Source organism: Paraburkholderia sp. (assembly GCF_035656215.1).
Taxonomy (GTDB): Bacteria; Pseudomonadota; Gammaproteobacteria; order Burkholderiales; family Burkholderiaceae; genus Paraburkholderia.
On the sequence record NZ_DASRSY010000449.1, the window covers coordinates 1 to 9,276 of the forward strand.

Here is a 9,276-nt window from a genome sequence, read left to right on the forward strand (position 1 = left end):
AACAACGCAATCGATTCCACGTGCGAGGTGTGCGGGAACATGTTCACCACACCCGCGCCCACCAGCCGATAGCCGGCCCCATGCACGAGCAGGTCCGAATCGCGTGCGAGCGTTGCCGGATTGCACGACACATAGACGATACGCTTGGGCAGCGGCCCATTGCCGCTTTGTGCGATCTCGGCCAGTGCCTTCGCCACTGCCAGCGCGCCTTCACGCGGCGGGTCGATGAGAAATTTGTCGAAATGGCCGAGCGCGCGCATGTCGTCGGCGGTGACTTCGAACAGGTTGCGGCAAGCGAACGACGTATGGCCCGCTACGCCGTTCAGCTCAGCATTGGCGAGCGCGCGCGAAGTCAGCACGTCACTGCCTTCGATGCCCACCACTTCCTTCGAAATCCGTGCGAGCGGCAACGTGAAGTTGCCGATTCCACAGAACAGATCGAGCACGCGGTCCGTGCTGGCCGGGGCCAGCAGACGCAGCGCGCGGCTCACCAGGACGCGATTGATTGCGTGATTCACCTGGGTGAAATCGGTGGGTTTGAACGGCATCCGGATGTTGAATTCCGGCAGCGTGTAGTCGAGCTCCACATCGAGCGGATAGAACGGCGCGACCGTGTCGGGACCGCCCGGCTGCAGCCACCACTGCACCTTATGCTCGTCGGCGAAATCGCGCAGCACCTGTTCGTCGGCGGCGGTGATCGGCGCGAGATTGCGTAACACCAGCGCGGTGACCGACGAGCCGACCGCAAGCTCGATCTGCGGCATACGATCGTAAATCGACAGCTTGCGAACCATGAAACGCAGCGGCATCAGCATCGCCGATACGTGCGGCAGCAGCACCTCGCAGGTTTTCATGTCGGCGATATTGCTGCTTTTCTTCTCGTAGAAGCCGATGCGCATGCCGCCCTTTTCCGGCAGATAGCGCACAGCCAGACGGGCACGGTAGCGGTATCCCCACGCCGGCCCTTGAATCGGCCGGAACACGGTCTCCGGGCGCAGCTTCGCCAGGTGCTGGAAATCGTCTTCGAGCACGCGCTGCTTGACGGCGATCTGGGCGCGGATGTCGAGATGCTGCATCGAACAGCCGCCGCAGGTGTCGAAGTAAGCGCATTTCGGCGTGGTGCGAAGCACGCTTTCGCGCAGCACCTGGACCACTTCGGCTTGCTCGAATTTCGCCTTGCTGCGTTGCGTCGCGTAGCTGACACGCTCGCCGGGCAACGCGCCTTCGACAAAAATCACCTTGCCGGGCGTGCCGTCTTCGCTCTCGACACGACCCACGCCGCGCGCTTCCATGTCGAGCGAAACAATTTCGATAATCGGCTCATTGCCGGTAATGACGCGCGCTTTCACCGGCGCGGGCGCCTTCTGGCGCTTCGGCGAGCGACGTTGTGGGGCAGTTCGGGACACCTGCGACTTCCTGACAAGCTTGGGGGAAAGGCGAGATTGTAGACGAAGCGCTGCCGTTGCCAACGATTTGGCGCGACGGTAGTGGCCGCCAGCCGCGTGGAGCGCTTCGATCGTGATTGGCGTAAGGCGAACCGGGGCGCTTGCGCACGATTTCGCGCTACGGCGGCAGCCGTCGGAGCGCCTACCCCATCAGCGTGTGGCGAACCGCTTCGTCACAAGACTGTTAAGCGGCCTATTGATCGAATGCGGCCAGATACTCGGCCCATTGCGGCGCCGCTTCCAGCGCCAGCGCATTTTTGACCAGATTGATCTCGTCCGCATACTCTTCGGCCGAAAACGCGCCGCGGATCAACTGAAAGCGGCAATACAGCAGATACGTATTGACGACGTCGGTCTCGCAATAGTTACGGATTTCCTCGATGCGGCCTTCCTGGTAAGCCTGCCACACCTGGCTGCCGTCCATACCCATCTTGCCTGGGAACCCGCACATCTTGGCAAGCGCGTCGAGCGGTGCATTGGCGCGCGCCTGATACATCGCCAGCACGTCCATCAGATCGGTGTGGCGCGCGTGGTAGCGGCTGATGTAGTTGTTCCACTTGAACTCGCGATCGTCCTCGCCGAGGTCCCAGAAACGGGAGGCCGGAATGCCGTTGATCAGCGCGCGGTAGTTCAGCACCGGCAAGTCGAACCCGCCGCCGTTCCACGACACGAGCTGTGGCGTGTACTTCTCGATCACGCGATAAAACGACTGCACAAGCGCCGCCTCGCCGTCTTCCAGCGTGCCGAGCGAGCGCACGCGGAAACCATTGTTGTCGCGGAACACACAGGAAATCGCGGCGATCCGTTGCAGGTGGTGCGGCAGAAAATCGCCGCCGGTCTTTTCGCGACGCACCGCAAAGGCGTGCTCGGCGACTTCGGCGTCGCTCAGCGTATCGGGCAAATTTTCGAGGCGGCGAATGCCGGCGACATCGGGAATCGTCTCGATGTCGAAAACAAGAATCGGTGTCATCAGTTATAGAACGGCGTCCTTCCGAACACCGTTAGAGGCAAAGAAACGCTTCAGCCGCACCAGCGCTTCCTGTTGGATCTGGCGCACACGCTCGCGCGTGAGGCCCATTTCGTCGGCCAGCTCTTCGAGCGTGGCGGGTTCGATGTGGTTCAGCCCGAAGCGGCGCTCGATCACATGACGATGCTTGTCCGACAGGCGCGCGAGCCATGCACGCGTGAGCGTTTCCAGCTCGCGGTGCTGCACTTCGGCATCTGGCGACTGACTTTGGTCGTCGGACAGCAGGTCGAGCAGGCTGCTCGCCGGATCGAGATCGAGCGGCGCGTCGAGCGAGGCGGTGTGTTCGTTCAGCGCGAGAATGTCGGTGACTTCGTCGGTGGTCTTGCCGGTCAGATAGGCAATGTCGTCGATGCTGGCGTCGCGGCGCTCGGCTGCTTCGCCGGAATTCATCGAATTCTTTTCCAGATGGCGCTTCGCGCGCAGCACCTGGTTGAGCTCACGGATCACGTGCACCGGCAAGCGCACGGTGCGCGCCTGATTCATGATTGCGCGCTCGATGCTCTGGCGAATCCACCACGTGGCGTAAGTAGAGAAACGAAAGCCGCGTGTAGGATCGAATTTCTCGATGGCATGCATCAAGCCGAGGTTGCCCTCTTCGATCAGATCGAGCAGCGGCACGCCGCGGTTCAGGTAACCCTTCGCGATGCTGACGACGAGCCGCAAATTGCGCTCGATCATCACTTGCCGCGCCTCGAACTCGCCCGCCTTGGCGAGACGCGAATACTTCTGCTCTTCTTCGACGGTCAGAAGCGGTTTGACGCTGATGCGGTTCAGGTAATGCTGAATCGTGTCAGCCGTCAGCTCGGCTTGCAGCAGCGCGCGGAAATCGTCCGCGTCGGGCGGAGCTTCGCGGGCCTCGCCGGGTTCTTCCGCGGCGCTCTGGCGTTCGTCGAGATCGCGCTCCTCTACAACCTCTTCTTCCACTTCCGAAGCGCCGCCTTCCTCCACCGAAGCGGGCGTGACGCGGCTGATCGTCTCAGACTCGGCTTGCGGTAAGCGGCGCTTCGATTTCGGCATGGTCGTATCGCTTATTGCGGCGGCAAATACTTCAGTGGGTCGACAGGTTTACCCTGCCGGCGAACTTCGAAATGCAACATCACACGGTCGGAATCGCTATTGCCCATCTCAGCAATTTTCTGCCCTTTCGTCACCGCGTCCCCCTCTTTTACCATCAAAGCGCGGTTGTGTGCATACGCCGTGAGATAAGTTGCATCATGCTTGATGATAATGAGATTGCCGTAACCACGCAGCCCATTTCCGGCATAAACCACGCGCCCATCCGCAGAAGCCTTGACCGGATCGCCGGCCGCGCCGCCGATATTAATACCCTTGTTGGTCGAATCGTTGAAAGTGCCGAGCATCGGCCCTCGCACCGGCCATGCGAACACCACGTTGCCCGATGCGCCGGCGTTCGAATCGCTCGCTGCGCCCGGATTGGCCGGTGGCGTCAGCGAAGCGTTGTTCGCACCCGAACCATAGATCGGCGGCGCCGCGACACCTGCTGCAGCACCTGCCGACGGCGGCGTGCTGCCAAGCGGCGCGCTCTGCACCGCGCCACCGCTGCCGATCGGCGCCGTCGACACGCCCGGCGTCAGCGCGGCGGTGTTCGCGCCCGGCGGCACGACGCGCAGCAACTGATCGACTTCAATCTGATTCGGGTTAGTGAGATTGTTCCACGTCGAAATATCGCGGTAGTTCTGGCCGTTCTCCAGCGCGATCCGGTACAGCGTGTCGCCCGGCTTCACGCGGTAGTAGCCCGGCGGGGGCGGTCCGAGCGGCACGGCCGGCTGCTGCGCGGCTTGCGTGCCGAGCGCGCCACTGCCGGAGCGGTCGACGACCGGCGCCTGATCGAGGCGGGTCGCACAAGCCGACATCAACAGGGACAAGGCGAGCACGCACACGCTACGCTGGGTTACGGTCATGGGGATATTCAGTCTGGTTCTTTGCATCGCGCGCAACATACTCATCGGTGTCAAATCACTCCGGATTTTAAGGGTACAAAGAAAACGCGATCAAGCCGCGACTCGCGCCACTGCGCGGGTCCGAGGCGTTCGACCAGAGTCAGCACCTGGTTCTGGCCTTCCTGCGAGCCGACTGGCGCGACCAGACGGCCGCCGATCGCGAGTTGTTCAAGCAATGCCTGCGGTACGTCAAGGCCGGCCGCGGCGATCACGATCGCATCGAACGGCGCCGCTAACGGCAGCCCGAGGCGGCCGTCGCCGTAGTGCAGCCGGATGTTCGGAATGCGCAGCGGACGCAAATTTGTCTTCGCGCGTTCGGACAGCGGCTTGATGCGTTCGATCGAATAAACGTCCCGCGCGACCTGACTCAGCACCGCCGCCTGATAGCCGCAACCGGTGCCGATTTCGAGCACGTTGTTCAACGCGCGGCCGGCGGCCGCCAGTTCGATCATCCGCGCGACCACGGAGGGCTTGGAAATCGTCTGGTGATGGCCGATAGGCAGTGCGGCGTCTTCATAGGCCTGGGCCGCGAGACCCGGGTCAACGAACATATGACGCGGCACGACCGACATCGCGTTCAACACGCGCTGATCGGTCACGCCGTTCGCACGCAGGCGTTCGACCATCCGTTCGCGAACGCGTTCCGAAGTCAGCGCCAAAGCGCCGTTCAACGCGACGTTCGGCACGGCGCTGCGCTCGCTGGGTTTGGCCGCGGGTTTGTTCACCGGCACCGGTTTTGGCGCGGCGCGCACAGCCGAAGCTTGCGCGACGGCTGTTGCGCGTGGCTTGGCTTGCGGCTTGGCCTGGGCGTTGGCCGGAGCCTTCATTGGCGCCTTCGCCTGCACCCTGGCATGCGGTTTTGCTTGCGACGTCGCCGGTGACTTAGCCGGGGTCTTCCCCGCAGAGCCGAGCGGCGCATTCTTCGCGGGTTGCTGGCGCGCATTCAGCGCCGCACTCGCGGCGAGTACCGCCGCGCGCACGTCGCCCGGACGCCCTTCAGGCCGGCGCGGTTCGCGCACCAGATCCTCGAGGCCGAGCGGGAAGCGCTTTGCGCGCTCGCTGCTCATGAAGTGCCGCTGCCGGCGCGCGCCCAGTCGCGCGCTGCGGGCAGCATTTGCGTATGGGTCAGGTCCAGCTGCAACGGCGTGATCGACACGTGCCCGTTGGCAACGGCATGGAAATCGGTACCTTCGCTCGCATCACGCGCGCTGCCGGACGGTCCAATCCAGTAGATCGGTTCGCCGCGCGGGTTGGTCTGGCGAATCACCGGCTGCGACGGATGCCGCTTGCCGAGACGCGTGATATGCCAACCGTCGAGTTGCTCGTACGGCAGGTTTGGAATATTGACGTTCAGAAGCGGATGCCCCGGCAGCGGTTGCTCGAGGTAGTGCGCGACGATCTCGGCGGCGACACGCGCAGCGTCTTCGAGATGCACCCAGTCTTTATCGACCAGCGAGAAGGCAATAGCCGGCACACCGAACATGATGCCTTCGGTGGCGGCGGCGACGGTGCCCGAATAGAGCGTGTCCTCGCCCATGTTCTGGCCGTTGTTGATGCCCGAGACGACGAGGTCCGGCGTGTGGTCCAGCATACCGGTCAGCGCGATGTGCACCGAGTCGGTCGGCGTGCCGTTGACGTAGTAGAAACCATTCGCCGAGCGCAGCACCGAAAGCGGACGCGACAGCGTCAAGGAATTGGACGCGCCGCTGCAGTTCTGCTCGGGGGCCATCACGGTGACGTCCGCGATCGGCTTGAGCGCTTCGTAAAGCGCGGCAAGCCCGGGCGCCAGATAGCCGTCGTCATTGCTGAGTAGGATTCGCATGCGGCGATTGTAACCGAGGAAAGAAGGCACGCGAACGACACGGCAGGCGGTGCATGCATCACATGCAAAGCGCACGCGCCGGGCCCCGCGCCGACGGGTATCGACCGCGCAAGCAGCCGGCTTCGAACAACAAAAACGCACGGTCGTGCGAATTGTTTTACACTCAGAATGGTTGCGACGCCCCGAAGGAAGTCCGCTTGGGGACCTTGATCGATATGGAGACACGATGCGCGCGATTCGCTGTAATCAATATGGGCCGCCGGAGAGCCTGGTCGTCGAAAATCTGCCGGACCTCGAGCCGCCGCCCGGCCACGTCGTGATCGACGTCAAAGCCGCGGCCGTCAATTTTCCCGACGTGCTGATCATCGAGAACAAATACCAGTTCAAACCACCTCTGCCCTTTACGCCTGGCTCGGAAGTCGCGGGCGTCGTGCGCGCGGTCGGTGCCGGTGTGACGCAGTTCAAGCCGGGCTCGCGGGTAGTCGCGTTCACCGGCTCGGGCGGGTTTGCCGAGCAGGCGCTGGCGCCGGTCGCGGCGTGCGTACCGCTGGCGGACGGCGTCGAATTCGAACTGGCCGCCGCGTTCACCCTCGCCTATGGCACTTCGCATCATGCGGTGGTCGATCGCGGCCAGTTGAAGGCCGGCGAGACAATGCTTGTTTTGGGCGCGGCAGGCGGCGTCGGACTCGCCGCGGTCGAGATCGGCAAGGCACTCGGCGCGCGCGTGATCGCCGCGGCGTCGAGCGACGAGAAGCTCGCCACCTGCGTGAAGCACGGCGCGGATGCCACTATCAACTACAACACCGAAGACCTGCGCGAACGCATCAGGGCGCTGACCGACGGCAAGGGTCCGGACGTGATCTACGATCCGGTCGGCGGTGTTTATGCGGAACCGGCGTTTCGCAGCATCGGCTGGCGCGGGCGCTATCTGGTGGTCGGTTTTGCGAACGGTGAAATCCCGAAGTTGCCGCTCAACCTGACGCTGCTCAAAGGCGCAAGCCTGGTGGGCGTGTTCTGGGGCGACTTTGCGAAACGCGAGCCGCAGCACAATCACGCCGCGTTCCAGCAGATGACCGGCTGGATCGGCGAGGGCAAGCTCAAGCCGTATGTGTCGGAACGCTATTCGCTCGAAGACACGGGCCGCGCGTTGCGCGATATGGCCGAGCGCCGGGTGATCGGGAAGGTGGTGATTACGCCTTAGGCGTTAGCCATCGCGCGCTCAACACACACTTCGTCGAGCAACAAAATAGGAACGGCGCGCGGTTTTGAAACCGCGCGCCGTTTTTTTTGGGCTTTCACTTGTTGGACTCAGCGTGTCGATCTCTACGCTGATTGAACCTTGCGTCCGCTACGTTTTTCGCCGGCTGCACTCTGCGCTCGCGTGACTACAGCTTTTCCGTTTCACCCGAATTCGGCTGCCACTTCATCAGCCGCCGCTCGCCAATTCCGACGATGGCATCGAGAATCAGCGCGAACGCCGTCAACACCAGAATCCCGGCGAACACGGTATTGATATCGAAGGTGCCTTCGGCTTGCAGAATCAGATAGCCGACGCCGCGCGCCGAGCCGAGATATTCCCCCACCACCGAGCCGACGAACGCCAGGCCCACCGAGGTATGCAGACTCGAAAACACCCAGCTCATCGCGCTTGGCAGGTACACGAAGCGCAGCAACTGCTTGCGGTTCGCGCCGAGCATGCGCGCGTTGGCGAGCACAACCGGGCTCACTTCCTTCACGCCCTGGTAGACGTTGAAGAACACGATAAAGAACACCAGCGTGACGCCTAGCGCCACCTTCGACCAGATGCCGAGGCCAAACCACACCCCGAAGATCGGCGCGAGAATCACGCGCGGCATCGAATTGGCGGCCTTGATGTACGGATCGAATAGCGCGCTCGCGAGCGGCGACAGCGCAAGCCACAGACCGACGCCGAGTCCGAGCGCGGTGCCGAGCGCGAACGCGAGGACCGTTTCGACCAGTGTGATCCACAGGTGCAGATAGATTTCGCCGCCAGTGAACCACTCCCAGATTCGCTGAAGCACCTTCTGCGGCTCGCCGAAGAAGAACGCGGCCTTGTTCGGGTCGTCGAAATAGAACGGCGGCAGCAGTGTCGGACTGGTCAGCACGTACCAGAGCACGAAACACAGCACGAGCAGCAGCCACTGCCAGATCACCAGGTTCGCCCGGTTCGGGCGCAACGTCTTCCACATGACTCGGTTTGCCTTAGACGATTGATCGACGCAACTTCTGACGCAACTAGCGAACGCAACAGCAAGACGCAAATGTGTCACTCAACTACGGGACCCAACTGTGCGCCGCGATTAAACGGCCGTGAGTTGCTGCTGATAGCCCTTGAGCACCTCATCGCGCAGCACACTCCAGATCTGTGCATGTAACTCGACGAAACGCGGGTGCGCACGAATCTCGGCAACATCGCGCGGCCGTGGCAGATCGATTGTGAATTCGCCGATCGGATGCGTGCCTGGACCCGCTGACAGCACCACCACGCGGTCGGACATCGAGATCGCTTCGTCGAGATCGTGCGTAATGAACAGCACCGCCTTGCGTTTCGCCGCCCACAGGTCGAGCAACTCGTTTTCCATCAGTTGACGCGTCTGGATATCGAGCGCGGAAAACGGCTCGTCCATCAGAATGATGTCGGGGTCGAGAATCAGCGTCTGTGCCATCGCGACGCGTTTGCGCATACCACCCGAAAGTTGATGCGGATAGCGGTCGCCGAAACCGCCCAGGCCGACGCGCTTCAACCACTCGTCGGCTTTGCTGCGCGCTTCGACCGGCGGCACGCCATGAAATGCGAGGCCGGCCATCACGTTGTCGATGGCCGAGCGCCACGGCATCAGTGCGTCGGCCTGGAACATGTAGCCGGCGCGCCGGTTGATCCCCTTGAGCGGCTCGCCGAACACACTGACCGTGCCCGACGACGGCCCCAACAAACCCGCACCGACGTGCAGCAAGGTGGATTTGCCGCAGCCGGTCGGGCCGACCACCGAGACGAATTCG

Annotated in this window: 9 protein-coding genes; 1 reads left to right on the forward strand and 8 read right to left on the reverse strand. The window is 62.9% G+C overall.

What is annotated here, in order from left to right; translation table 11 throughout:
- The 6 genes from rlmD to surE form a co-directional block, all read right to left on the reverse strand.
- On the reverse strand, nucleotides 1-1,406 hold a 1,406-nt coding region (rlmD, locus tag VFE81_RS26280), incomplete at its 3' end, for a 23S rRNA (uracil(1939)-C(5))-methyltransferase RlmD (RefSeq protein WP_325047380.1).
- A gap of 232 nt (nucleotides 1,407-1,638) precedes the next feature.
- A complete protein-coding gene (locus tag VFE81_RS26285) occupies nucleotides 1,639-2,415 on the reverse strand; it encodes a 3'-5' exonuclease (protein WP_325047381.1) in 777 nt (258 codons plus the stop codon).
- 3 nt (nucleotides 2,416-2,418) lie between these two features.
- Complete coding sequence (gene rpoS / locus VFE81_RS26290) at nucleotides 2,419-3,489, reverse strand: RNA polymerase sigma factor RpoS (RefSeq protein WP_325047382.1); 1,071 nt, start codon at nucleotides 3,487-3,489, stop codon at nucleotides 2,419-2,421.
- A gap of 11 nt (nucleotides 3,490-3,500) precedes the next feature.
- Nucleotides 3,501-4,439, reverse strand: a complete 939-nt coding sequence (locus VFE81_RS26295; RefSeq protein WP_325047383.1) for a peptidoglycan DD-metalloendopeptidase family protein — start codon at nucleotides 4,437-4,439, stop codon at nucleotides 3,501-3,503.
- A gap of 5 nt (nucleotides 4,440-4,444) precedes the next feature.
- On the reverse strand, nucleotides 4,445-5,500 hold the full coding sequence (locus tag VFE81_RS26300) for a protein-L-isoaspartate(D-aspartate) O-methyltransferase (protein ID WP_325047384.1): 1,056 nt from the start codon (nucleotides 5,498-5,500) through the stop codon (nucleotides 4,445-4,447).
- On the reverse strand, nucleotides 5,497-6,255 hold the full coding sequence (gene surE, locus VFE81_RS26305) for a 5'/3'-nucleotidase SurE (protein WP_325047385.1): 759 nt from the start codon (nucleotides 6,253-6,255) through the stop codon (nucleotides 5,497-5,499). The genes VFE81_RS26300 and surE overlap by 4 nt, the downstream gene beginning before the upstream one ends.
- A gap of 226 nt (nucleotides 6,256-6,481) precedes the next feature.
- On the opposite strand from surE, the gene VFE81_RS26310 reads away from it, so the two are divergent.
- On the forward strand, nucleotides 6,482-7,456 hold the full coding sequence (locus VFE81_RS26310) for an NADPH:quinone oxidoreductase family protein (protein WP_325047386.1): 975 nt from the start codon (nucleotides 6,482-6,484) through the stop codon (nucleotides 7,454-7,456).
- Between the two features lie 184 nt (nucleotides 7,457-7,640).
- On the opposite strand, the gene VFE81_RS26315 is transcribed toward VFE81_RS26310, so the two are convergent.
- Nucleotides 7,641-8,465 carry an ABC transporter permease gene (locus VFE81_RS26315; protein ID WP_325047387.1) on the reverse strand — a complete coding sequence of 275 codons (825 nt, stop codon included), beginning with the start codon at nucleotides 8,463-8,465 and terminating at the stop codon, nucleotides 7,641-7,643.
- A 111-nt stretch (nucleotides 8,466-8,576) separates the two neighbouring features.
- Nucleotides 8,577-9,276: ABC transporter ATP-binding protein (locus tag VFE81_RS26320; protein WP_325047388.1), on the reverse strand; the 700-nt coding region annotated here is incomplete at its 5' end.

Bases quoted from the DNA above. Each gene is read 5' to 3' on its own strand.
- VFE81_RS26295 (WP_325047383.1), bottom strand. From the start codon at position 4,439: ATGAGTATGTTGCGCGCGATGCAAAGAACCAGACTGAATATCCCCATG.
- VFE81_RS26315 (WP_325047387.1), bottom strand. From the start codon at position 8,465: ATGTGGAAGACGTTGCGCCCGAACCGGGCGAACCTGGTGATCTGGCAG.
- VFE81_RS26285 (WP_325047381.1), bottom strand. From the start codon at position 2,415: ATGACACCGATTCTTGTTTTCGACATCGAGACGATTCCCGATGTCGCC.
- VFE81_RS26310 (WP_325047386.1), top strand. From the start codon at position 6,482: ATGCGCGCGATTCGCTGTAATCAATATGGGCCGCCGGAGAGCCTGGTC.
- VFE81_RS26300 (WP_325047384.1), bottom strand. From the start codon at position 5,500: ATGAGCAGCGAGCGCGCAAAGCGCTTCCCGCTCGGCCTCGAGGATCTG.
- surE (WP_325047385.1), bottom strand. From the start codon at position 6,255: ATGCGAATCCTACTCAGCAATGACGACGGCTATCTGGCGCCCGGGCTT.
- rpoS (WP_325047382.1), bottom strand. From the start codon at position 3,489: ATGCCGAAATCGAAGCGCCGCTTACCGCAAGCCGAGTCTGAGACGATC.